This window comes from Pseudomonas eucalypticola (assembly GCF_013374995.1).
Taxonomy (GTDB): domain Bacteria; phylum Pseudomonadota; class Gammaproteobacteria; order Pseudomonadales; family Pseudomonadaceae; genus Aquipseudomonas; species Aquipseudomonas eucalypticola.
Genome location: NZ_CP056030.1, coordinates 2,888,460 through 2,909,658, shown reverse-complemented (window position 1 = coordinate 2,909,658; position 21,199 = coordinate 2,888,460). Strand labels below are relative to the sequence as shown.

The 21,199-nt window shown below is 64.8% G+C and carries 20 protein-coding genes and 1 riboswitch; of the genes, 9 read left to right on the top strand and 11 right to left on the bottom strand.

All coding sequences use genetic code 11. From position 1 onward, the window contains the following. The first annotated feature begins 26 nt into the window (after positions 1 to 26). Positions 27 to 1,151, top strand: coding sequence for an alkene reductase (locus HWQ56_RS13065; RefSeq protein ID WP_176570752.1), 1,125 nt, complete (start codon positions 27 to 29; stop codon positions 1,149 to 1,151). A 60-nt stretch (positions 1,152 to 1,211) separates the two neighbouring features. Continuing rightward, the gene (locus HWQ56_RS13060; RefSeq protein WP_158156948.1) at positions 1,212 to 1,517 is read left to right on the top strand and encodes an ArsR/SmtB family transcription factor; all 306 of its coding nucleotides are present in this window, start codon (positions 1,212 to 1,214) and stop codon (positions 1,515 to 1,517) included. Between the two features lie 41 nt (positions 1,518 to 1,558). Here HWQ56_RS13060 and HWQ56_RS13055 read toward each other — a convergent pair whose 3' ends face one another. After that, on the bottom strand, positions 1,559 to 2,041 hold the full coding sequence (locus HWQ56_RS13055; RefSeq protein ID WP_209008711.1) for a DUF3237 domain-containing protein: 483 nt from the start codon (positions 2,039 to 2,041) through the stop codon (positions 1,559 to 1,561). A 105-nt stretch (positions 2,042 to 2,146) separates the two neighbouring features. Here HWQ56_RS13055 and HWQ56_RS13050 point away from each other — a divergent pair, with 105 nt between their 5' ends. After that, positions 2,147 to 3,781: a tannase/feruloyl esterase family alpha/beta hydrolase gene (locus HWQ56_RS13050; RefSeq protein ID WP_245217855.1), complete on the top strand. Its 1,635-nt coding sequence runs from the start codon at positions 2,147 to 2,149 to the stop codon at positions 3,779 to 3,781. Between the two features lie 128 nt (positions 3,782 to 3,909). On the opposite strand, the gene HWQ56_RS13045 is transcribed toward HWQ56_RS13050, so the two are convergent. Beyond that, positions 3,910 to 5,166, bottom strand: a complete 1,257-nt coding sequence (locus HWQ56_RS13045; RefSeq protein WP_176570751.1) for an OprD family outer membrane porin — start codon at positions 5,164 to 5,166, stop codon at positions 3,910 to 3,912. Positions 5,167 to 5,359: 193 nt separating this feature from the next. Here HWQ56_RS13045 and HWQ56_RS13040 point away from each other — a divergent pair, with 193 nt between their 5' ends. From HWQ56_RS13040 to HWQ56_RS13025, 4 genes are all read left to right on the top strand, one after another. Then, a complete protein-coding gene (locus HWQ56_RS13040; RefSeq protein ID WP_176570750.1) occupies positions 5,360 to 5,923 on the top strand; it encodes a GNAT family N-acetyltransferase in 564 nt (187 codons plus the stop codon). A 226-nt stretch (positions 5,924 to 6,149) separates the two neighbouring features. After that, positions 6,150 to 7,526 carry a nucleotide 5'-monophosphate nucleosidase PpnN gene (gene ppnN / locus HWQ56_RS13035; protein ID WP_158156954.1) on the top strand — a complete coding sequence of 459 codons (1,377 nt, stop codon included), beginning with the start codon at positions 6,150 to 6,152 and terminating at the stop codon, positions 7,524 to 7,526. 433 nt (positions 7,527 to 7,959) lie between these two features. Then, positions 7,960 to 8,205 carry a hypothetical protein gene (locus HWQ56_RS13030; protein ID WP_158156956.1) on the top strand — a complete coding sequence of 82 codons (246 nt, stop codon included), beginning with the start codon at positions 7,960 to 7,962 and terminating at the stop codon, positions 8,203 to 8,205. A 97-nt stretch (positions 8,206 to 8,302) separates the two neighbouring features. Then, positions 8,303 to 8,632 (top strand): glycine zipper domain-containing protein, encoded by a 330-nt coding sequence (locus HWQ56_RS13025; RefSeq protein WP_158156958.1) that lies wholly within the window; start codon positions 8,303 to 8,305, stop codon positions 8,630 to 8,632. 289 nt (positions 8,633 to 8,921) lie between these two features. On the opposite strand, the gene HWQ56_RS13020 is transcribed toward HWQ56_RS13025, so the two are convergent. Continuing rightward, positions 8,922 to 9,311, bottom strand: coding sequence for a tautomerase family protein (locus HWQ56_RS13020; protein ID WP_176570749.1), 390 nt, complete (start codon positions 9,309 to 9,311; stop codon positions 8,922 to 8,924). A 107-nt stretch (positions 9,312 to 9,418) separates the two neighbouring features. Between HWQ56_RS13020 and HWQ56_RS13015 the strand changes: the two genes are divergently transcribed. Beyond that, positions 9,419 to 10,279 carry a LysR substrate-binding domain-containing protein gene (locus HWQ56_RS13015; protein ID WP_176570748.1) on the top strand — a complete coding sequence of 287 codons (861 nt, stop codon included), beginning with the start codon at positions 9,419 to 9,421 and terminating at the stop codon, positions 10,277 to 10,279. Here HWQ56_RS13015 and HWQ56_RS13010 read toward each other — a convergent pair. From HWQ56_RS13010 to HWQ56_RS12995, 4 genes are all read right to left on the bottom strand, one after another. Beyond that, on the bottom strand, positions 10,276 to 10,764 hold the full coding sequence (locus HWQ56_RS13010) for a sterol desaturase family protein (RefSeq protein WP_176570747.1): 489 nt from the start codon (positions 10,762 to 10,764) through the stop codon (positions 10,276 to 10,278). The genes HWQ56_RS13015 and HWQ56_RS13010 overlap by 4 nt on opposite strands. A gap of 91 nt (positions 10,765 to 10,855) precedes the next feature. After that, on the bottom strand, positions 10,856 to 12,280 hold the full coding sequence (locus HWQ56_RS13005; RefSeq protein WP_176570746.1) for an efflux transporter outer membrane subunit: 1,425 nt from the start codon (positions 12,278 to 12,280) through the stop codon (positions 10,856 to 10,858). After that, positions 12,277 to 13,839: an MDR family MFS transporter gene (locus HWQ56_RS13000; protein WP_176570745.1), complete on the bottom strand. Its 1,563-nt coding sequence runs from the start codon at positions 13,837 to 13,839 to the stop codon at positions 12,277 to 12,279. Before HWQ56_RS13000 ends, HWQ56_RS13005 begins: the two co-directional genes overlap by 4 nt. Then, complete coding sequence (locus HWQ56_RS12995; protein WP_176570744.1) at positions 13,832 to 14,938, bottom strand: HlyD family secretion protein; 1,107 nt, start codon at positions 14,936 to 14,938, stop codon at positions 13,832 to 13,834. The genes HWQ56_RS13000 and HWQ56_RS12995 overlap by 8 nt, the downstream gene beginning before the upstream one ends. A 100-nt stretch (positions 14,939 to 15,038) precedes the next feature. Between HWQ56_RS12995 and HWQ56_RS12990 the strand changes: the two genes are divergently transcribed. After that, positions 15,039 to 15,755 carry a CerR family C-terminal domain-containing protein gene (locus HWQ56_RS12990; protein WP_176570743.1) on the top strand — a complete coding sequence of 239 codons (717 nt, stop codon included), beginning with the start codon at positions 15,039 to 15,041 and terminating at the stop codon, positions 15,753 to 15,755. A 119-nt stretch (positions 15,756 to 15,874) separates the two neighbouring features. On the opposite strand, the gene HWQ56_RS12985 is transcribed toward HWQ56_RS12990, so the two are convergent. The 4 genes from HWQ56_RS12985 to HWQ56_RS12970 form a co-directional block, all read right to left on the bottom strand. Then, complete coding sequence (locus tag HWQ56_RS12985) at positions 15,875 to 17,197, bottom strand: ABC transporter ATP-binding protein (protein WP_176570742.1); 1,323 nt, start codon at positions 17,195 to 17,197, stop codon at positions 15,875 to 15,877. 13 nt (positions 17,198 to 17,210) lie between these two features. Then, positions 17,211 to 18,950, bottom strand: a complete 1,740-nt coding sequence (locus HWQ56_RS12980) for an ABC transporter permease (RefSeq protein ID WP_176570741.1) — start codon at positions 18,948 to 18,950, stop codon at positions 17,211 to 17,213. A 138-nt stretch (positions 18,951 to 19,088) separates the two neighbouring features. Beyond that, positions 19,089 to 20,384, bottom strand: a complete 1,296-nt coding sequence (locus tag HWQ56_RS12975; RefSeq protein ID WP_176570740.1) for a voltage-gated chloride channel family protein — start codon at positions 20,382 to 20,384, stop codon at positions 19,089 to 19,091. Between the two features lie 75 nt (positions 20,385 to 20,459). Further along, a riboswitch (Fluoride riboswitch) is annotated at positions 20,460 to 20,528 on the bottom strand. 110 nt (positions 20,529 to 20,638) lie between these two features. Then, positions 20,639 to 21,100 (bottom strand): Lrp/AsnC family transcriptional regulator, encoded by a 462-nt coding sequence (locus HWQ56_RS12970; protein ID WP_158154641.1) that lies wholly within the window; start codon positions 21,098 to 21,100, stop codon positions 20,639 to 20,641. Positions 21,101 to 21,199 lie beyond the last annotated feature (99 nt).

The following is a 21,199-nucleotide window of genomic DNA, read 5'->3' as shown; positions in this document are numbered from 1 at the left end:
CATTCATCACCAAGGCTTCACCCCCCGTGTCTACCCCTGCCCTGTTGCGCCCCGCCACCCTCGGCCCTTATTCCCTGAAAAACAGCATCGTGCTGCCCCCATTGACCCGCTCGCGCAGCACCCAGCCCGGCAACATCGCCAACGCCTTGATGGCGACCTACTACCGCCAGCGCACCAGCGCCGGCTTCATGGTGACCGAGGGCACCCAGATCGAACCGCGTGGCCAGGGCTACGCCTGGACCCCCGGCATCCACAGCCCGGAACAGGTGGCCGGCTGGCGCCAGGTCACCGACGCCGTTCACGCTGAAGGCGGAATCATTTTCGCCCAGCTGTGGCATGTGGGTCGGGTATCGCACACCTCACTGCAGCCCAACGGCGATGCGCCTGTAGCCCCTTCGGCCATCGCCGCCAGCGGCGTCAGTGTGTTCATCGAAACCGGCCCTGGTACCGGCACCCTGTGCCCACCGTCCATCCCACGGGCGTTGAGCCGCGAAGAGATCGCCGAGTTGGTGCAGCTCTACGCCAAGGCTGCCCGCAACGCGCTGGACGCTGGTTTTGACGGTGTGGAAATCCACTGCGCCAACGGCTACCTGATCAACCAGTTCATCTCCGCCCACAGCAACCAGCGCGACGACGAGTATGGCGGCTCGCTGAGCAACCGCCTGCGCTTCCTGCGCGAAGTGACCGAGGCCGTCGCCGCTGTGGTTGGCAAGGACCGGCTGGGCGTGCGTTTCTCGCCGCTGTTCGAGAGCACCGACGAAGCCCGCGTCTACCTGGGCCTGGTCGAGGAAGACCCGCGCGACACCTACCTGCAGGCCATCAGCCTGCTGGAAGGCATCGGCATTGCCTACCTGTCCCTGGCCGAAGCCGACTGGGATGACGCCCCCGCCCTGCCCGACGACTTTCGCCAGCAGGTACGGGACACCTTCAGCGGCGCCCTGATCTATGCGGGCAAATACACGGCCGAGCGCGGCAACCGCGTGCTGGACGCAGGGCTGGCGGACCTGATTGCCTTCGGTCGCCCCTTCATCGCCAACCCCGACCTGCCCCGGCGGCTGGCCCAAGGGCTGCCACTCAACCCGCTGGACAGTGCCAGCATGTATGGCGGCACCGAGGTGGGCTACATCGACTACCCCGCCCATTGCGACTAAACCCCTGACGCGCCAGGCCCAAGTGTCGTAAAATCGCCGGATTACCCGATTGTGTGATTTATGAGCATCGATATCAGCGAAGCCCTCAAGGCCCTCGACAACCCGACCCGCCTGGCGATCCTTGGCTGGCTGAAAGAGCCGAGCAAGCACTTCCCCGAACAACAGGTCAACCCCGATGAGGTCGGCGTGTGCGTGAGCATCATCCAGGCCCGCGCCAACCTCTCGCAATCCACGGTGTCGCTGTACCTGGCGGCGCTGCAGCGCGCGCAGCTGGTGACCTCGCAGCGGATCGGGCCCTGGACCTACTACAAGCGCCATGAGCAGAACATCGAAGCGTTCCAGCAGGCGCTGCGCGCGTTGATCTGAGCGTGCGACCGCGGCAGCGTTCCCCCAGGGTGGTACCTGGCTCACTGCACGCGGTAAACCTTCACCAATACCGCCTCACGCTGCGGCTTCAGGCTCGTCAGGCTGCCCACATACACCGCCTTGTTCAGCCACGCGTAGGGTCCTTCCGGCGCCTGAATGGTCAGCGTCGAGAACGCATACCGCCCCCCGTCACTGCCATGCACCAGCACCTGGTTGCGCACGGTCAGCACCGTTCCATCCTCGGTTTGCATGTCATACAGCGCGTCCAGCTGCTTGACGCCGTCCGCGCGCAGCAACTGCCGATCGGCCCCGCCTGCGAGCACCTTGCCCTGCAAGCCAGGGCCGTGAAACTCCCCGCCGGTGATCGGCACCTTGAACCGCTCCCCCAACGGTCCCTTGCCCAACGCCTGACCTGGAGCGATGTCGATGGTCGCTTCGTACACAGGTTCGAGCGCCGGCGCGGCTTCGGTCCACCCGGCAGGGAGCATGCAGGTCAGGGTCAGCAGTAGAGCGGTGCGGCGCATGGGCACATCCTTTTGTGTTTGTAATGGGATCGGCTTGACCGAAAAACTGGTTAATAGTATTAACCATATTAGCTCTCCCATCACAACAACAAAGGGAATTTCCTGGTGAAGCGAACACTTGCCCCTGTTTTCACGCTCACGCTGCTGGGCATGGCCGTGGCCCATGCCGATGACCAGCAACGTTGCGCTGCCCTGGTCAGCAACGACCCAGCCGTCACCCTGAACCTGCACCAGTGGGTAGCCGCCGGCCAGTTACCGCAGGCCAATCCAGGCCGTGCTGCCCTGACCGGCGCCGCATTGAGCAAGGCGGCGATGCCCGCCCACTGCCTGGTGCAAGGCGTCATCGGCGCCCGCAGCGGGGCCGACGGCCAGCCTTACGGTACCCACTTCGAATTGCGCCTGCCCAGCCCATGGAACGGCCGCTTTCTGTTTCAGGGCGGGGGTGGCATGGACGGCGTGGTGGGCCAGGCGCTGGGCGCCATTCCGTTGCGCGGCGCCAGCGCACTGCCAGCCCTGGACCGTGGCTACGCGGTGGTGGCCACGGACTCCGGCCACAGCGGCAAGGACAACAGCGACGCGCGCTTCGGCCTCGACCAGCAGGCGCGGCTGGACTATGCCTATGCGGCCATCGGCACGGTCACTGCCCAGGCCAAGGCGTTGATCCTCAGCTATTACGGCAAGGCGCCGGCCCATAGCGTATTCATGGGCTGCTCCAACGGTGGCCGCTCGGCCCTGATGGCGGCGCAGCGCTTTCCCACGCAGTTCGATGGCATCATCGCTGGCAACCCCGGGCTGCGCCTGAGCCGCGCTGCCGTGGCGCAAGCCTGGGATACCCAGGCGTTGAGCCGTGCCGCGCCGCGCACGGTCGATGGGCAACCCATACTGTCCCAGGCACTGACCCAGGCCGATCAAGACCTGGTGACCAAGGCCGTGCTGGAGCGCTGCGATGCGCTGGACGGGTTAAAGGACGGCAGCATCGACGCCATGAGCCGCTGCCAGTTTGACCCTGCGTCACTCACGTGCAAATCCGGTCAGGCCCAGGGCTGCCTGTCCCCGGCCAAGGTCGAAGCGCTGCACGCCGTGTTCAACGGCGTTCACGACAGCCACGGCCTGCCCCTGTACAGCGATTGGCCATGGGACGCCGGTATCGCCTCGGATGGCTGGCGGGTCTGGAAACTCGGGCAAGCCAATGGCGCCAAGCCCGATGCGCGCAACGCCACCCTGACGCCTGGGTCCCTGGGCCTGTATTTCATGACCCCGCCCCAGCCTCGGTTGAACCTGTTGACCTTCGATTTCGACCAGGCGGTCCAATCGACCGCACAGACAGCCGCCATCAATGATGCCGTGGCCACCCAATACTCCAGCTTCACCGCCGCAGGCGGCAAGCTGCTAGTGGTGCAAGGCAACAGCGATCCGGTGTTCTCGGCCAATGACCTGCGCCGCTATTGGGCGCAATTGACCCATGACAACGGGGGCCGCACGGCGGTCGAGCCCTGGGCACGGTTATTCATCGTGCCGGGCATGACCCATTGCGGCGACGGGCCAGCGCTGGATGATATCGACCCGCTGACCGCCCTGGAAACCTGGCAAGACCAGCAGCAGCCACCGGCCCACTTGCTGGCCCGTGGCAGTGCCTTCCCAGGGCGCAGCCGACCGCTGTGCGCCTATCCTCAGGAAGCGCATTTCACGGGCAAGGGTGATGCGCAGGATGCGGCGGCATTCGCCTGCCAGGAGCCCTGAGCACACCCGTCACCACGGGTCCGCTGCTACAACGGTTCGCGTAGCAGCGGACCTGGCCGCGTCATCAGCACCGGGCAGCAGCAGGTACACCGCGTGTACCGCCCACAACGCTCTGCGGCGCCCTGCCTTCAGAACAGCCGAATAGGGTAGCCCACCGTGAACCGCGTTTCGTCCAGGCTGCTCTGGAAGGTCGAGCGCAGGCTATAGAGGCTCAACGACACACTCAGGTCGCGCCACTGGCCGGACTGCACCACATAGCGCAGGTTGAAGTCGCGCTCCCATTCATGCCCGTCCACCGCGTTGCTGCGCTGCACGTCCCAGCCCTGCACGTATTTGGCCGTGGCCGTCAGCCCTGGCACCCCACTGGCGGCGAAATCATAGTCGTAGCGCACCTGCCAGGAGCGCTCATGGGCGTAGCCGAAGATGTTGTTGACGTGGTTGGTCATTACCGTGGGGCTGTCCTGCAAGCCGACGAAATCATCCGGGCCGAACAGCCGTTGCAACCCCAGCAGCCAGGTGTGCCCACCTTGACGCCAACTGAGCCCGCCGTACAGCGCGCGGTTATCCAGGCCACCCGCCTTGGCCTGGCCTTGCTCGGTGCTTACGTACAGGCCGGTATCCAGGCGCCATGTGCCAGTGCCCATGGGTTGGTCGTAGGTGAAACGGTAGAGGTCCTGGGCATAGATATCCTTGAGCTCGGCATGCCAGTAGGCCAGTTGCAGGCGCCCGTCCACGGCGCGGAACTCGCTGCCCAGGTAGTCGAAATGGTCGCCAGTGATGCTGCTGCCATGCATGTGCAGCTTTTCCTGGTTGGTGGAGTCGCGGTTGCTGAACGTATTCAGGCGCCCGCCGTACAGGGTCAGCCACTGCGCAGGGTTTGACACCAGGGTGGTGCCCACGTACGTCTGCGGCAGCAAACGCGCGTCATTGGTGCGCACCACCGGCAGGCTGGGGGTTTGCTCACCGACCTTGACCAGCGTACTGAAACCTTTGAATTTCAGCGCCGCGCCCGCCCGCCCATACTCGGCCGGGGCGCCACTGGCGGTCTTGGGCAGTAGCCCGGAACCCGCGGTACCGCGCCCGCTGTCCAGGCGTACGCCCCATTTGCCGATCACATCGACACCCACGCCGATGACCCCTGGGGTAAAGCCTGAACCACCTTGAAGGATGAAGCCCTCGGCCCATTCCTGGCGCTTGGCGACACTGACATCACCGCCCTTGAAATTGCCTTGGTAAAAAGCGTTGCGGGTATTGAGGGTCGCCGTGGCGTCCTCGACGAAGCCGTCGGCACGTGCCCACCCCGGGGGGACCAGGCAGCCGACACTCAGAGTGACGGCCAGGGTGGAGGCGCAACGAGGCCTGCGCGGCAAGAATGGCTGTGCCATGAGGGGGGTAACTCCGTTTTATTGTTGTTGTCGGAACACGCGTCGCGCAAGGTCGACGCCCCCTCAGCATATGCAACTACATAACAATATTAACCATTAATAACATTAACTGTTCGCTGATCGCCCGCTATGTGTTCAGCCTGCCCGGCCCAGGCTGGTAAACTGCCCCATCGCTAGACGCCCAAGGAATGCCATGATCCAGATTCGTCCCATGACCGCCGCCGACTTCGACCGCTTCTGGCCCACGTTCCAGGCCGTGGCGGCGGCCCGCGAAACCTATGCCTACGACCCGGCCCTGAGCGCGGAACAGGCCCGCCACCTATGGCTGGACCTGCCCTTGCACACCCTGGTAGCCGAGGAAGACGGCGTACTGCTGGGCAGTTACTACCTCAAGCCCAACGCGGCCGGCCCCGGCAGCCACGTGTGCAACTGCGGCTACATGGTCACCGAGGCCGCCCGTGGCCGGGGCGTGGCGCGGCTGATGTGCGAACACTCTCAGCAGCTGGCCCGCGACAGCGGCTTTCTGGCCATGCAGTTCAATTCGGTGGTGGCCAGCAATGAGGTGGCCGTGGCGTTGTGGACCAAACTGGGCTTTGAGACCGTCGGGCGCTTGCCCCGCGCCTACCAGCATGCACGCCTGGGCCTGGTGGACTGCCTGGTGATGTACAAGTGGTTGGCCGTGGAAGCACCCCGGCCCCAATTGATCGGCCGCAAGAACATCGAATCCGTGGTTTCGCGCCCTCGGCGCAAACCCTGAACCGCGCACCGGGGGGCGGCAAGGCTGCCACCCTCGGACAAATTTGATAAACCCCACTATTGATGCCACTCTCGGGTTATCAGCGTTTTAAAAAGGATCCGTCACCCGATCGAACAAGGAGGCATTTTTCTGTCGTGCAGTAGTACCGGCCCCCGCCTGGCCGGATTCAGAACGTTTGAATGAAGCCGGCCCCAGCGGCGGCTCCATTGCTCTCAAGGAATGTGCAATGACTCAACAACGACACGTAATCAACGCATCCGTCAGCCCCAAGGGCAGCCTGGAAACCCTGTCCCAACGCGAAGTGCAGCAACTGAGCGAAGCCGGTTCCGGCAGTATCTATACCCTGTTCCGCCAGTGCGCCCTGGCCATCCTCAACACCGGCGCCCACATCGACAACGCCAAGACCATCCTCGACGCCTACCAGGATTTCGAAGTTCGTATTCACCAGCAGGACCGCGGCGTGCGCCTGGAACTGCTGAACGCCCCGGCCGACGCTTTCGTCGACGGCGAAATGATCGCCAGCACCCGGGAGATGCTGTTCAGCGCCCTGCGCGACATCGTTTACACCGAGAACGAACTGGACAGCACGCGCATCGACCTGAGCACTTCCCAGGGCATCACCGACTACGTCTTCCACCTGCTGCGCAATGCGCGCACCCTGCGGGCCGGCGTCGAGCCCAAGATGGTGGTGTGCTGGGGCGGGCATTCGATCAACAGTGACGAGTACAAGTACACCAAGAAGGTCGGCCACGAACTGGGCTTGCGCAAGCTGGACGTGTGCACCGGCTGCGGCCCGGGCGTGATGAAGGGGCCGATGAAGGGCGCCACCATCGCCCACGCCAAGCAGCGCATGACCGGTGGCCGCTACCTGGGCCTGACCGAGCCGGGCATCATCGCCGCCGAGGCGCCCAACCCCATCGTCAACGAACTGGTGATCCTGCCGGATATCGAGAAGCGCCTGGAAGCCTTCGTGCGCGTCGGCCACGGCATCATCATCTTCCCGGGCGGCGCCGGCACCGCCGAGGAGTTCCTGTACCTGCTGGGCATCCTGATGCACCCTGACAACGCCGGCCTGCCCTTCCCCGTGGTGCTCACCGGGCCGAAAAGCGCGGCACCGTATCTTGAGCAACTGCACGCCTTCGTGGGAGCCACCCTGGGTGAAGCAGCCCAGCGCCATTACCAGATCATCATCGATAACCCGGCCGAAGTGGCCCGGCAGATGACCCAGGGCCTCAAGGAAGTGAAACTGTTCCGCCGCGAGCGCAACGACGCCTTCCACTTCAACTGGTTGCTGCGCATCGAGGAAAGCTTCCAGCGCCCCTTTGACCCTACCCACGCCAACATGGCGAGCTTGCAGTTGAGCCACGCCCTGCCTCCCCATGAGCTGGCGGCCAACCTGCGCCGGGCGTTCTCCGGCATCGTCGCCGGCAACGTCAAGGACAAGGGCATACGCCTGATCGAGCAGCACGGGCCGTACGAGATTCACGGCGACCCCGAGATCATGGCGCCGCTGGACAAGTTGCTCAACGCCTTCGTCGAACAGCACCGCATGAAGCTGCCCGGCGGCGCGGCGTATGTGCCGTGCTATCGCGTGGTGCGCTGAACCAACGGGGTAAATCGCCCCCGCTGTGGGACCGGGCGAAGCTCGGGAAGACGGCACCGCGGATCGTCTGGCATCACGCGGCGTATTCTTCCCGAGCTTCGCCCGGTCCCACAAAAGGGCGGCTGCCCATAGCGGTGGGGCCACACCATCAATTCCATCGATAACCACCATCGCGAGCATCATCTTCCGCCGTTTCCCCAGCGGCGTACCATGGCCCCATACACCACGTATCGGGAGGCCACGACATGCTGATTCATCTGCTCACCTGCCTGGCGTTGACCGCCGTTACCCTGCACCTGTTCGTGCTTCCCGTCGTGGACATGGCCCGCGCCATCAAATAGCTACCAGCGCGTACATGCACAATCGTTCACTTGAGTTTCACCTGCCCGCAGCCGAAGCTCATCCCCATCGTCAAAGCCCCGGAGCCTGTTCCATGATCCGACCCGTGACCCTGAATGTCAGCTTTCCTCGTTTCGGCAAGAACTACTACGTGCAGAACGTCGTTACCCGCAAGGCTCCGCTGCAACTGATTACCAACGACGGCTTCGGCTCGGTACTGATGCCTCAGGCCAGCCACCACTTCAGCAATGAAGTCGTGGGCCTCAACGATCAGTTCCGGTTTCTGAACAACATCCTGGTCGCTCACCTGCTGGAACCCCGTGCCAACGCCCATTCCTGAGCAAGGCCCGGCATTGTAATAATCCCGATACCTTGATTAGCTTGCTATCCAATTAACGGCTTCGCAGAATTGCGCCTCTTTTCAACGAGTTAATGAAATGCGCATTCTTTCCGCCCTGGTACTTTCCCTGAGCCTGTGCAGCACTGCCGCCCTGGCCAACGACGTGGTTGGCGCGGTGGTCGGCGCGGCCGGCGGTGCCGTGGTCGGCAACCAGGTAGGCGGCACCCAGGGCGCGGTCATCGGCGGCGTTGCCGGTGGCGTGCTGGGCGTGGCCGTCTCCAATCTGCTGGACCATGATCACAAGGGTCACCACGACCACGGCCACGGCGGCCCCGGCCCGGCTCCGGCGCCGATGCATGGCGGCCCGGGCCACGGCCCTCAGCCTGAGCACTTCCGCCACGAAGGCGACGGCGGCCCACGCTACTGATACGCCGGGTGCCTCCCCAGATAATTGCAAGACGGGCCGACGGAATGCTCATCAGAGTCCCTGGCTGGGAATTGCCCCAGGGCTATCAGGCGCCCGGCGATGCTGTTGTGTCGGTCTTAAGATCGGGCGCCGCCCGCGCGGCGCTTCCCGGGCAAGCCCGGTCCCACATTCGTTTCTGGCCAGTTATGCCTGGGGCATCACCTAGTCCGCCCTGTTTGCTCACTGCAGATCGCTAGTGGAGCAACAACACGCCCGGGGGCGAACGCGAAGCTGTATTGCATGGCGATGTTCATGCCACCGTCCCCCCATTCATGCGCCCACCGCCAAACGACCACTCCTCTGCCGCCGTGGTGGTAATCACGACCATGACGTCTTCGGGGTCCAGGCCGATCTTTGCGTGCAACCGCCGCACCAGGGTCTGGTAGAACGCCTGGCGGCGTGCATTGCTGCGCGGCTTGCCCGCGGTGATGGCGATCAGGGTGAAGGCTTCGCTGCGCGGGCCCGCCAGGTAATCGCGGTCGAACAGCAATTCCCCCGCCCTGTGTTGGTGGATGATCTGGAAGCGATCGCTGGGCGGTACGTCGAAGGTGTCGACCATGGCCTGATGGATGCCGTCGGACAATGCCTGGAGATACTCGGCAGAGCGGCCTTGAAGCAGGGAAATACGTACGAAGGGCATGGCGTGACCTTGCATGGGCGGTTGACGACGTACACCGTACCCAGCGACGATAATCCTGAATATCAGATTCATCAGGATCAACAGTTCTGAAATCCAGGATTATCAACATGCGTCACCCAACCTTTGACCTGGACGTGCTGCGTACATTTGTCACCGGGGTCGAACTGGACAGCTTCGCCAAGGCCGCCGACCGCCTGGGTCGCTCGACGTCGGCGGTAAGCGCGCAACTGAAGAAACTCGAAGAGCAGGTCGGCAGCCCCGTGCTCGCGCGGTCGGGGCGCGGCCTGGCCTTGACGCCCATGGGCGAACTGCTGCTGGGGCACGCTCGGCGCCTGCTGGGGCTCAATGACGAGATCTTCGGCCACCTGCATGCAACCCAAGCCCAGGGCACGCTGCGCCTGGGCTTGCAGGAGGATTTCGGTGAGCGCCTGCTCAGTGATGTGCTTCAGCGCTTCACCAGCGTCTACCCGGGCATCAGCCTGGAGATCCGCCTGGGCCGCAGCGCCGAATTGCTGCCGTTGGTGGAAAGCGCCCGGCTCGACCTGGCCCTGACCTGGGACACCGGCGCGAGCACACCGTGGTCGACGCGCCTGGGCCAAACCCCGACCCACTGGATCGGTCCCGGCCACCGTCAGTTCACGGCCAGCGCCGACAACCCGCTGCCGCTGGTGCTATTTGACGCGCCGTGCGTGCTGCGCAGCGCGGCCTTGCAGGCGCTGGATGCAGCGCATATCCCTTGGCGCATCGCCCTCACCAGCCCCAGCGTGGCAGGGCTGTGGGCTGCCGTCAGCGCCGGGCTGGGCATTACCCTGCGCACCCGGGTGGGCTTGCCGGCGCATTTGCGGGTCATGGAAGGCCTGCCGAACGTGGCCCCGCTGGGCTACCGTCTGCACCGGGCCAGCGAAACCGAGAGCGCCGCCCTGGCCTACCTGGCGGACCTGGCCGCCCAGGCCCTGGGCACGTCTTAGTCAAGCTGGGTGTGAGGGCCGGACGCAGACGTTGGCTCGTCGCTGGCCTGCACGTGCGCGTTCAGGGTTGCCTGGGAGGGCGCATAGAGAAACCCGAACGACACGCTGTTGCGCCGGTCCTTGATGGCATGATGCATCAGGTGGGCCTGGTACAGGCGCAGCAGGTACGGGTGGCGCGGGCTGGGGCGTACCGGCCAGTGGCGGTGCACCAGGCCGTCATGGAACACCACGTAGATCAATCCATAGGCCGCGGCGCCCGCGCCAATGCATTGCGCCACGGCGTCGCCCATCACCATCAGGCCGATGGCGGCCAGCGCCAGGGCCAGCAGGTATAGGTCATTGGCTTCCAGCGCGCCCAGGTGCGCCTCGTGGTGCGACCGATGCAGCCACCAGCCGGGGCCGTGCATGATGTACTTGTGCGCCAGCGTGCCGACGCCTTCCATGGCGACCAGGGTGCAGAAGAAGATGAGCAGGTGGGCGATCATGGGCGGATGGGGTTTGGAAGAGATTTCAGGGGAGGATAACGTGGTTGGTTTTGAATTGCATCAAGGGGGACCTCGACGCACATCTCGCCCCCTACGTCCGCCAGCCCAACCCCAACGCCTTATGCAACGCCGCAAAATCCTTGAGCAGCAGCGCATCCCCACTGATCCGGTTCTGTTCGGCATCGAACCGCGTGCGCTCGGCATCCAGCCAATCCAGGGTGCTGGCCGTGCCCGCGTCGTAGCGCTCGCGGGTCAGGCTGGCGGCGCGCCCCGATGAGGCTTCGATGTCACGCAGCAACACCACGTTCTGGCGCTGATGGCCATAACGGGCGAGCGCCGTGTCGGCGTCGCGCAAGGCGCCCAGCACCACGCTGCGGTAATGTGCCTGAGCCTCGTCGCGCCCGGCTTCGGCGCTATCGACGCTAGCCGCCACGCGGCCAAAATCCAGGGCGTTCCAGGTCAGGCGTGGGACCAGCAGCCAGGTGCCATTGTCCTTGCGCAGCAGGTGCGACGGCTCGGCGGCGCTGAAGCCCAGGTCGCCCATCAACGATAGTTTGGGGAACCAGTCGGCTTTCTTCTCACCGATCTGCGCATTGCTGGAGGCCAGCTGACGCTCGGCGGCGCGGATGTCCGGGCGGGCCTTGAGCAGGGCGGCCGGGTCCGCCAGGGGTACGCTGGCAGGCACACTGGGCAGGTCGGCCGGCTGGCCCAGGCGCGCGTCCAGCTCGCCCGGCTCCTGGCCACACAGCACCGCCAGCTGATCCAGGGACTCGATGATCTGCGCCTGCAAGGGCAGGCGCTGGGCCTGGGTGGTCTGCAATTGCGTGGTCACTTGCTCCAACTGCAACTGCGAGGCAACGCCGCGGGCACGCCGCTGCTGGGTGAGGTCCAGCACCTGGGCTTCCAGTTGCGCGGTGGCGTCCACCAGGGCCAGGCGCGCCTGGCGGTCGCGCAGGTCGACATAGGCCTGCACCACTTCGGCCGCCAGTTGCACCTGGGCGTCTGCCAGGTCAGCCTGGGAGGCGTCGGCGCTGGCCGAGGCCGCCTCGATGGCGCGGCGGGTTCCGCCAAACAGGTCCACTTCCCAGCTGGCATCGAAGTCAGCCAGGTAGAACTGCACCGGCCCCCGCCCACCCCCGCTGTCCTCCCCGGTCAGCGCCGACAGGTCAGGCGAGCGCATGCGCAGGCTGGTGGCGTTGGCGCTGAGCTTGGGCCTGGCATCAGCCTGCTGGCCGCTCAGGCCGGCACGGCTCTGGCGCAAGCGGGCCAGGGCCGATTGAATGTCCGGGCTGTCTTTCAACGCCGCCTCAACCAGCGCGTCGAGCTGGGGGTCGTTCAGCCCACGCCACCAGTCGGCCGCAGCCGGTGGGGCGCCGGCCTGAGTGTCGGCGTGCGGCAGCCGGCCGGCCGCCAGGGTCTTGGCGGCGACCGAAGGTGCGCCGTGGTAGTCGGGGCCGACGGTGCAACCGGCCAGCAGGCCCAGCACCACGGCCGATATCAGGGTTCTGTGAGTCATGGGTGGCTCGCCGGTTTTTTCAGGAGAAGGGCCAGAGGCAGGCACAGTACCAGGGCGATGGCCAGCAAATAGAAGCACTCGTTGAAGGTCATCACCGTGGCCTGCCCTGCGATCTGGCTGGCCAGTTGCGCGGTGGCCTTGAGCTGCGCCAGGGCCTGGTCGCCGGTCTGCATCAGAAAGCTGGCGGTCTGGCCGGCCATGTGCTCCTGGCCAAGGGTACTGTTGGCGGTCAATGACTCGCGGATCGTGGCGTCGTGGTAACTATCGCGACGGTCGATGAGCACGCCCATCAGCGCAAGGCCGATGGAGCCGCCCAGGTTGCGCGCCATGTTGTACAGACCCGCCGCATCACCGGCCTCATGGGTCGCCACCGCAGCCATGGACGCCTGGTTGAGCGGCATCATCGCCAAGATCTGGGCGAAGCCGCGCAGCAGCTGCGAACCGTAGAAATCGTGGCCCACGCTTTCGCTGGTCAGGCCGATGTCCAGGGCGCAACTGACACTGAACATGACCAGGCCGATGATCACCAGCCAGCGGGCGTCGTAACGCTGCAGCAGCGCCGGCAACACCGGCATCAGCAGGAATGCCGGGAGCCCCGACAGCAGCATGATCGAGCCCGCCTGCTGGGCGTTGTAGCCGGCCACCGTGCCGAGGAACTGGGGCAGCAGGTAGGAGATGCTGTAGATAGCAGCGCCCACGGTGGAGACAATCAGGATCACGCTGGCGTACCGCGGGTTGCGCAGCAGGCTCAAGCGCACGATGGGTCGCCTGGCGAATACCTGCCCCACCGCCACCAGGAAGAACCCGACCACGCACAGCAGGCTCAGCCAGACGATCATGTGGGACTCGAACCAGTGCTCGCGCTGCCCCTCCTCAAGCACCACGGTCAAGGTGCTCAAGCCCAGGGTCAGGCCGAGGATACCCACCCAGTCCGCCTTGATGAATTGCTGCAGGTCGGCCTTTTCCGGGCGCAGGCCACTCCACAGCAACGCCACCAGCGCCAGGCTGATGGGCAGGTTGAGGAAAAAGCACCAGCGCCAACTGGCGTTCTCGGTCAGCCAGCCGCCCACCACCGGGCCCATCAACGGCCCCAGCAGCACGGTCAGGCCGAAGATCGACATGCCCACCGACATCTGGTGCCGGGGAAGGCGCGTGCGAATGATGGTTTGCGCGGTGGGGATCATCGCGCCACCGGCGAACCCTTGGCCAATGCGCCCCAGTACCATTCCCATCAGGGTGGTGGACAACCCGCAGCACATGGAAAACAGGGTAAAGAAAATCGCGTTGCCCATCAGGAACCGGCGCAGGCCGAATACCCGCGTCAGCCACGCGGCCAGCGGAATCATGACGATTTCGGACATCAGGTAACCGGTGGAGATCCACGTGCCTTCGGTGCCCGACGCGCCGATCTGCCCCTGTATCTGCGGCAGCGCCGAGTTGGTGATGGAGATATCCAGGGTGGCCAGCAAGGCGCCCAGAGAGCCCGCGGCCACGGCCACCCAGTCGCTGAGCGACGCATTGGCCGGCCGCGGCGCCGCAATGCTGCTGGCCTCAGCCATGGCTACGCACGTCCACGTCAACGGTGACCGACAATCCCGGAACCAGCACGTTGCGCACGCCATCGGGTACGTCCAGATGAATGCGCACCGGCACCCGCTGGACAATTTTGGTGAAGTTGCCCGTGGCGTTCTGCGATGGCAGCAGGGCGAACTGCGACCCGGTACCCGGCGACAGGCTGTCGATATGCCCCACCAGGTCCTGGCCTGGCAAGGCGTCCACGTGCACGGTGACTTGCTGGCCGGGACGCATGTGGCCGATCTGGGTTTCCTTGAAGTTGGCCGTCAGGTACAGCGCCCGCACGGGCACCACGGTCAGCAGCCGGGTTCCCGGCTGGGTGAACTGCCCTACCCGCACGCTGCGGTCGGCCACACGGCCGGCCAGGGTGCTGACCACGGTGGTGTCGTCACGGTCCAATTGCGATTGGCGCGCGCTGGCCTCGGCCACGACCAACTGGGCGCGGGCTTGCTGCAACTGCGCCTTGAGAATGCCCACGCGAGTTTGCGCTGACTGTACCGCCGCCTGGCGGGCGGTCTGGCTGGTGCTTGCCTGGGCCAACTTGTTGTTGAGTTCGGCCAGGCGCTCCTCGGTTTCCGCCCCTGACTTGGCCAGCGGGGCGTAGCGTGCCACTTCCGAACGGGCATGGCGGGTGTCGGCATCGGCGCCCGCCAATTCGGCCCGGGCCTGGGCGATGCTGGCGTCCTGTTGCACCAGGTCGGCCTCGGCCTTGGCCACGTCGGCCTGGCGCGAGGTTACGGTGGCCAAGGCTTCATCCAGCGCGGCCTGGTATTTGCGCACGTCCAGGCGTACCAGCGGCTGGCCAACGCTGACGGTCTGGTTATCGGCCACCAGCACCTCGGTCACATAGCCGCCCACCTTGGGCGCCACGGTCATGCTGTCGGCCTGCAGGTAAGCGTCATCGGTGCTTTCGATGAAGCGTCCGTGCAGCAGCCAATAGCCGCCCCACACCAGGCCCGCCAGCACGATCAACAGCCCAAGGCCCAGCAACACCTTGCGCGGGCCGGCGCGTCGCGGCTCATCAGGGGGTTCGGCCACGGGGGACAAGCGCTCTTGCTGGCCGAGAGGACGGTCGACAGACATGCCTGGGGCTCCAAATTATTCCAGTTGAGACAAAATGTGACGGTGGCGAATTTATGTCAAGTGATATATTTTGCAGCTGACTCATTACAGGCGCGTTCACATGGCACGACATCGACCGGCAAAGGAAGGCGGCTACCAGCGCGGCGAAGAGACCCGCCAGCGGATCATCGAGGCCGCCGTGGGGTTATTCGCCGAGCGCGGTTTCGAAGGCGCCTCCACCCGCGACATCGCCAACGCAGCCGGGGTCAACGCGCCCGCGCTGCAGTATTACTTCGATAACAAGGAAGGCGTGTACGTTGCCTGCGTCGACTACATCCTCACGCACATCTGGGCGCAACTGAGCGACGTGGTGACCCATGCCGAAACCTTGCTGGCAACACCGGGTGCGACCGACACGAACCTGATCGACGCTTACCTGGACATTCTCGGCGGCTTCGTCGCGTTGATCCATGACAACCCCCAGTCCAGCGACTGGCGCCGCTTCATGGCCCGCGAGCAAGCGGGCCTGGGGCCGCCAGCGGCATTCGACTTGATGGACCAGGGCCTCAACCTGCGCCTGGGGGCCGTCACGCGCGGCATCGTGGGGCGTTTGACGGGCCGTGGTGCGGATGATGAGGTGACGATCATTCGGGCGTTGGCGTTCAACGCCCAGGGGATGGTATTTCGGGTGTTGCGCCGGCCGGTGCTGCGGGCGCTGGGGTGGGACAGCATTGATCGGGCGCGGATGGAGACCGTTCGGTCTATATTGCTGTCGCAGAATCGGTTGACGCTGGAGGCGCTGGTGCGGGAGCGGGAGCGGGAGCGGGAGCGGGGGTGAGGATTTTCAAGGGGGGTGCTTGTCTTTGTTGCTATGGCGCTCTTGAGATCGTGCGCCGCGCGGGCGGCGCTCGATCTCAAGAGCGCTAACGGCATCAAGCCCTGCACCCGGCAGCCACCCTACCCCTCCCCCTCCATATCCTCCAGGCTGAACGTCTCCGTATGGTCATCATACGAAAAGATCTCCGCATACCGTCCCCAGCTGATCACACTTTCCAGCGTCTGCTCCACGAACACTTCGCTCAACGAATCCTCCAGCTCCTGCTCGAAACGCACCCGCGGGGCGCGGTGGCCGCGGCGTTCCTGCAGGATCAGGCGGATACGCGCCGCCAGGGGCACGTTGCGCACCAGGTGCTCGGCGAATTGTGCCTTGCGCTCCTGGGTGCCGTAATCGGCGAACAGCCGGCCGGCGTCGGTCAGGCTGATGTCAGCGCCCTTTAGCTCCGCAAAGCCCAGGTGTTCAAGCATTTCAGCCACGGGAAACAGGTCGTCCACCTCCAGCAGCAACCGCTCGGCCACCACCGCCATGCCCGCGCGGCCATGGTAGGGTTCGGCCGCCAAGGCCTCGATCAGGCCCGCCATGAGGTTGGTGGACACGTCGGGCAGCTGGCTGCCGACCTTCAACTCGGCGCGGCCTTTGCTGGCGTCGGCGCTGCGGCGGTCGGTCATCAGCGCGTAGATGTCGTCGATCATGTTGCGAAAGCGCGGCTCCAGGCGGTTGCGCGGGTGGGCGAACGGCACCTTGATCTGTGCCACCACCCGGCCTGGATTGGAGGACAGCACCAGAATGCGGTCGCACATCAGCACCGCTTCTTCGATGTTGTGGGTGACGATCAGGATCGACTTGATGGGCAGTTGCTTGTCGCTCCACAGGTCGAGCAAATCGGTGCGCAGGGTTTCGGCGGTGAGCACGTCCAGGGCCGAAAACGGCTCGTCCATCAGCAGCAACGTCGGGTTGACCACCAGTGCCCGGGCAAAGCCCACGCGCTGGCGCATGCCGCCCGACAGCTCACGCGGGTAGGCGTTTTCAAAGCCGTCCAGGCCGATCAGGTCGATGGCCGCCAGCGCTCGCTGGCGGGCCTCCTTGCGCGGCACCTGCAGGGCGTGCAGGCCGGCTTCGACGTTTTCCAGCACCGTCAGCCAGGGGAACAGCGCGAAGGTCTGGAAGACCATGGCCACGCCTTCGGCCGGGCCGTCCAGCGGCTCGCCACGGTAGCGCACGTCACCGGCGCTGGGCTCGATCAGGCCGGCGATGATGCGCAGCAATGTCGACTTGCCCGAGCCGGAACGCCCCAGCAGGCCAACGATCTCGCCCTCGCGCAGCACCAGGTCGACATCGCTGAGCACCTGGTGCGCTTCCTTGCCCTTGCCGAAACCGCGGCTCACGTTGCTCAGGGAAAAAATCGGCGCGCTGTTGCCGGGGTGTTCATTCAAGGTATTCATCTGCGGTTTCCCTTCAATTCATGCGCAACTTGTTTTCAGCGACGGCATACAGGGGGCGCCACACCACCCGGTTGAACACCACCACGAACAGGGACATCACCACCACCCCCAGGGTGATCTTGGGGAAGTCGCCGGCCGCCGTGGTTTCGGCGATGTAGGCGCCCAGCCCGTGGGCCACCACCTTGTCCTGGCCCCAGGCGACGAACTCCGACACGATGCTGGCATTCCAGGCGCCGCCCGAGGCGGTGATGGCGCCGGTGACGTAATAAGGGAAGATCCCGGGCAACATCACGGTGCGCCACCACTGCCAGCCACGAATGCGGAAATTGGTCGCCGCTTCGCGAAAGTCATTGGGAAAGGCGCTGGCCCCCGCAATCACGTTGAACAGGATGTACCACTGGGTGCCGAGCACGATCAGGGGGCTCAGCCATACGTCCGGGTTCAGCTGATAGCGCAGGATGACGATGACGAACACCGGGAACAGCAGGTTGGCCGGAAACGCGGCGAGAAATTGCGCCAATGGCTGGACCTTTTCCGCCCATGTGGGCCGCAGGCCAATCATCACCCCCAACGGCACCCAGATCAGCGACGCCAAGGCGATCAGCAGCATCACCCGCACCAGCGTGATCAGGCCCAGGCCCAGTACGTGCAGGCATTCATCCAGGCCCACCTCGGTGCCCACGTAGGTAATGATATGCCACAAGGCATAGAGGGTCAGCGCGCCGATGGCGCCGTTCCATAGCCAGTCCACCAGCCGCGAAGCGTGGACGCTGGGAGGCGCCTTGCGGCGCCGACGCGGCAGGCTGAAGCGTCGGTTGCCCAGGCGCCCGATGGTGCGTGTCACCGGCCGCAACAGACGCTGCACCAGGCGCGTGCGCTGGATCAGGTTGAGCACCCAGGACTCCGGCACGCCGGCCTGGGAGGCGGTGTTTTCCATGCGAAACTTGTCGGCCCAGGCCACCAGGGGGCGGAACAGGAACTGGTCGTAGAGCAGGATCACCACCACCATGGCCAGGATCACATAGCCCACCGCCGCCATGTTGCGCTGCAGGATGGCCGTGGCCAGGTAGGCGCCCACGCCTGGCAGGGTAATGGTCTGGTCACCCACGGTGATGGCCTCGGAGGCCACCACGAAGAACCAGCCACCGGACATGCTCATCATCATGTTCCACACCAGGCCCGGTATGGCATAGGGCACGTCGAGCTTCCAGAACTTCTGCCAGGCCGATAGCTGAAGGTTGCTGGCCACCTCTTCCAGGTCCCGGGGCAACATGCGCAGGGACTGGTAGAAGCTGAAGGTCATGTTCCACGCCTGGCTGGTAAAAATGGCGAAAATCGCCGCGCACTCGGCGCCCAGCACCCGACCTGGGAACAACAGCAGGAAGAAGGTCACGGTAAACGAGATATAGCCCAGCACCGGCACCGACTGCAGGATGTCCAGCACCGGCACCAGCAGCTTCTCGGCGCGCCGGCTTTTGGCCGCCAAGGTGCCATAAAGCAGCGTGAACACCAACGACGCGGCCATGGCGGCAAGCATGCGCAGGGTGGTGCGCACGGCGTATTCGGGCAGGTCGGCGGGGTCCAGGGAAATGGCCTGGCTCTGCAGGGTGGAAATGGGCGCCCAGGTCTGGTGGGCACCGATGGAGAAGAACAGCAGGAACCCTACCACCAATGGCAGCGCCATGAGGTCCCAGCGGTTGGGCAGCATACGCAGGGTGGAAGCCGGAAAGTACTGGCGCAGGATCTTGTTCATGGGGCGAATTCCGGCATTCAAAGCGTGGCAAACGGCATCGACGCGGAGTATAGGTTCAAGATTGTTACAGTGAAGCAGAATCTGCGTTACGTTAGTGGTTTGTTCAGGAATGAACCTCGGCAGGCCTAAAGCAGCCTGCTACTTGCGGCGCTGCTGTTCCCTGTACTGCTTCAATTCCCCCAATCGCAGGTCTTCCGGCAGCCCTCTGCCGCGCTGTTTGCTATGGCCGATGCGCTGGGCGCTATAGATGCCCGTGTGGCCCGACACCAGGTAACTGGCAATGCAGGCGATGGCCGCCAGTGGTCCGATGTCGGCACCGAACAGCTCCATGGCCATGATGATGGTCGCCAGCGGCGTATTGGCCGCACCGGCGAACACGGCGACGAAACCGATGCCCGCAAGCAGGGCGAACGGCAGGTGCAGCAAAGGTGCCAATGCATTGCCCAGGGTAGCGCCGATATAGAACAGCGGGGTCACTTCGCCGCCCTTGAACCCCGACCCCAGGGACGCCACGGTGAAGGCCAGCTTGCCGAACCAGTCCCAGGGCGCCACCGGCACCTCGAAGGCTCGCACGATGCTGGGGATGCCCAGGCCGATGTAATCGTAGGCACCCAAGGCCCACACAGCTACCGCGATCACCACGCCACCCACGAAGGGCCGTAATGGCGGGTAGGCGATAAGCCGCTTGACCAGCGCGCCCAGGCGGTGGGTGGCGGTGGCGAACAGCAAGCCGGCCAGGCCGAAGATGACCCCGGCAATCAGCACCGCCAGCACATTCCACCCTTGCACCGGCACGATCTCGCCGATGGCATAGTGCGTATGCTGCACGCCCCACAGCAGCCCGACCTGGTCAGCGGCGATGGCGGAGATCATGCAGGGGAAGAGCGCGTCGTAGCGCAGGCGCCCGATGGCCAGTACCTCCAGCCCGAATACCGCACCGGCCAATGGAGTGCCGAACACCGAGGCGAAGCCGGCACTGATACCCGCCATCAGAATGATTCGTCGGTCCTCGCGGCGCAGCCGCAGCAGGTGGGTCACCTGGTCGGCCAGGGCACCGCCCATCTGCACCGCCGTGCCTTCGCGGCCCACTGAAGCGCCGAACAGGTGCGACATCAGCGTACCGCCCAGCACCAGGGGGACCATGCGCAGGGGCACCACGTTCTTCGGGTCGTGAATCTCGTCGATCAGCAGGTTGTTCCCCGCCTCCACCGTCTTGCCCAGGCGGTAATAGATCCAGCCCACCACGAACCCGGCCATCGGCAGCAGCCAGATCAGCCAGCGGTGGCTGTCGCGCACACCGGTGACGTAGTCCAGGGCAAACAGAAAAAACGCTGAGGCCGAACCGGCCAGCACGGCGACCAGGCCGGCGAGCAGCAGCCATTTGCCGATATAGGGCAACAAGTCGAGTTGTTCGAAGCGTCTGAGTCTGGACATGGGTCAGTCACCAAAAAAGAAGAGTGCCTGACCAGAAGGGAATTGTTGCGCGTACGCCTACAGCCCCGTGATCAGGTGTCTGTAGGCATCATCAGCTGCGGCCAGCGCGGCGGTTCAAGGAGGAATGCCATCTCCGTGGCGCATGATAGCCAGATGGCTGGGCGAAGTAAAACCTCCCTGCCCCTTTCGGCAACGGCCTGCCCGCTCGGCACCGTGTCACGCGGTGCAGCGAGGCTCTGTAGGAAATACCGACCCTAAGGCGCGTATCGCAGCGGCAACCGTGTGGAATATTTGATCTGTTCCATGGAAAAGCTCGAACTGATGTCGGACAACCCCGGTATACGGATCAGCTGCTTGTACACCGCGTCGTACCCCGCGACGTCTGGCACTGCCACGCGCAACAGGTAATCGGTATCGCCCGCCATCCGGTACACCTCCACCACTTCCTCGATGCCCGCGACCGCTTGGTGGAACCCCTCGATCCATTCGGCGTTGTGCTGAGTGGTGCGAATCGACACGAAGACCACCACGCCCACATTCAGTTGCCGACCATCGAGCAACGCTACCCGCGCGCGAATGATGCCGGCCTCTTCCATTTTCTGGATACGCCGCCAGCACGCCGTGCTGCCCAGGCCCACCTGATCAGCGATGTCACTGACCGAACGCGTGCAGTCCACTTGCAGAATATCGAGGATGGCGCGGTCAAGCTTGTCCATGAACGGATCTCGAAAAAAGGATGGCGACGAATATTATTCGCCGACGGACTGCTTGGATAGAACATTTCTTCAGGTCGACCCGCGGCCCGCACCGTCCAG

Excerpts from the sequence above, each read along its gene's own strand:
- HWQ56_RS12990 (WP_176570743.1), top strand. The coding sequence starts at position 15,039 with ATGGCACGACATCGACCGGCAAAGGAAGGCGGCTACCAGCGCGGCGAA.
- HWQ56_RS13010 (WP_176570747.1), bottom strand. The coding sequence starts at position 10,764 with ATGATCGCCCACCTGCTCATCTTCTTCTGCACCCTGGTCGCCATGGAA.
- HWQ56_RS13045 (WP_176570751.1), bottom strand. The coding sequence starts at position 5,166 with ATGGCACAGCCATTCTTGCCGCGCAGGCCTCGTTGCGCCTCCACCCTG.
- HWQ56_RS13005 (WP_176570746.1), bottom strand. The coding sequence starts at position 12,280 with ATGACTCACAGAACCCTGATATCGGCCGTGGTGCTGGGCCTGCTGGCC.
- HWQ56_RS13020 (WP_176570749.1), bottom strand. The coding sequence starts at position 9,311 with ATGCCCTTCGTACGTATTTCCCTGCTTCAAGGCCGCTCTGCCGAGTAT.
- HWQ56_RS13055 (WP_209008711.1), bottom strand. The coding sequence starts at position 2,041 with ATGCGCCGCACCGCTCTACTGCTGACCCTGACCTGCATGCTCCCTGCC.
- HWQ56_RS12970 (WP_158154641.1), bottom strand. The coding sequence starts at position 21,100 with ATGGACAAGCTTGACCGCGCCATCCTCGATATTCTGCAAGTGGACTGC.
- HWQ56_RS12975 (WP_176570740.1), bottom strand. The coding sequence starts at position 20,384 with ATGTCCAGACTCAGACGCTTCGAACAACTCGACTTGTTGCCCTATATC.
- HWQ56_RS13015 (WP_176570748.1), top strand. The coding sequence starts at position 9,419 with ATGCGTCACCCAACCTTTGACCTGGACGTGCTGCGTACATTTGTCACC.
- HWQ56_RS13025 (WP_158156958.1), top strand. The coding sequence starts at position 8,303 with ATGCGCATTCTTTCCGCCCTGGTACTTTCCCTGAGCCTGTGCAGCACT.
- HWQ56_RS13060 (WP_158156948.1), top strand. The coding sequence starts at position 1,212 with ATGAGCATCGATATCAGCGAAGCCCTCAAGGCCCTCGACAACCCGACC.
- HWQ56_RS13000 (WP_176570745.1), bottom strand. The coding sequence starts at position 13,839 with ATGGCTGAGGCCAGCAGCATTGCGGCGCCGCGGCCGGCCAATGCGTCG.
- ppnN (WP_158156954.1), top strand. The coding sequence starts at position 6,150 with ATGACTCAACAACGACACGTAATCAACGCATCCGTCAGCCCCAAGGGC.
- HWQ56_RS13030 (WP_158156956.1), top strand. The coding sequence starts at position 7,960 with ATGATCCGACCCGTGACCCTGAATGTCAGCTTTCCTCGTTTCGGCAAG.
- HWQ56_RS12980 (WP_176570741.1), bottom strand. The coding sequence starts at position 18,950 with ATGAACAAGATCCTGCGCCAGTACTTTCCGGCTTCCACCCTGCGTATG.
- HWQ56_RS12985 (WP_176570742.1), bottom strand. The coding sequence starts at position 17,197 with ATGAATACCTTGAATGAACACCCCGGCAACAGCGCGCCGATTTTTTCC.
- HWQ56_RS12995 (WP_176570744.1), bottom strand. The coding sequence starts at position 14,938 with ATGTCTGTCGACCGTCCTCTCGGCCAGCAAGAGCGCTTGTCCCCCGTG.
- HWQ56_RS13040 (WP_176570750.1), top strand. The coding sequence starts at position 5,360 with ATGATCCAGATTCGTCCCATGACCGCCGCCGACTTCGACCGCTTCTGG.